At 66.4% G+C, this 913-nt stretch carries 1 protein-coding gene; it reads left to right on the forward strand.

Features of this window, described 5'->3' with window-relative positions; all coding sequences use genetic code 11:
* Window positions 1-23 precede the first annotated feature (23 nt).
* Window positions 24-913, forward strand: an 890-nt coding sequence (locus ACLJO0_RS44045; RefSeq protein ID WP_410585848.1) for an MFS transporter, incomplete at its 3' end; no start/stop codon positions are given.

Genomic DNA, 913 nt, shown 5'->3' on the forward strand with positions numbered 1-913 from the left:
TAGGTTGCGAAAGGACGGTTGTCATGGCGGAGTCATCCCCGGACCCACGGCGGTGGTGGGCGTTGGGGCTCATCGCGTTGGCTCAGTTCATGGTCATCATGGACACTTCGATCATTGGCGTCGCTCTGCCCGCGATGCAGCAGGATCTCGGGTTTTCTCCGGGGGATCTGTCGTGGGTGTTCAATGCCTATGTCATCGCGCTGGCCGGGCTGTTGTTGCTCGGTGGGCGTCTGTCGGACTTGTTCGGTGCGCGGAGGATGTTCACCGCGGGCTGGGTGGTCACTCTCGGTGGTTCGGTGGTGGCGGCGGTCGCGGGTGCGGCGTGGGTCGAACTGCTTGGCCGGGTGCTGCAGGGGGCGGGTGCGGCGTTGATCGCGCCGTCGGCGCTGACCTTGTTGATGATGTTGTTCGGTGCGCGTCCGCGTGAGCTGACGAAGGCGCTCGCGCTTTATGGGGCGGCTGCTCCGGCGGGTGGTACGGCTGGGGTGTTCCTTGGTGGTGTGATCACTGAGTGGTTGTCGTGGCCGTGGATCTTCTGGCTCTATGTCCCGATTTCGCTGGTCGCGATCGTGGTGACGGGGAAGCTGATGCCGTCCGCGCCCGGCAAGAGTGGTTCGGTCGATCTGGCGGGTGCTGTCGCGGCGACCGCGGGTCTGGGGCTGACCGTGTTCGGTGTCGTGCGGGCGCCGGAAGCGGGCTGGGCGGCGGCGGGCACCTGGGGTGCGCTGGCGGGCGGTATCGCGTTGCTCGGTGTGTTCGTGGCGATTCAGCGCAGGCGGGAGGTGCCGTTGGTGCGGCTCGGTGTCTTCCGGACGCCGAACCTCGGTGGCGCGAATCTCGCGCAGTTCCTGCTCGGTGCGGCGTGGATCCCGATGTGGTATTTCCTCAATCTGTACCTGCAGCAGGTCCTGGG

The organism is Amycolatopsis sp. lyj-108, from assembly GCF_046549005.1.
Classification (GTDB): Bacteria; Actinomycetota; Actinomycetes; order Mycobacteriales; family Pseudonocardiaceae; genus Amycolatopsis.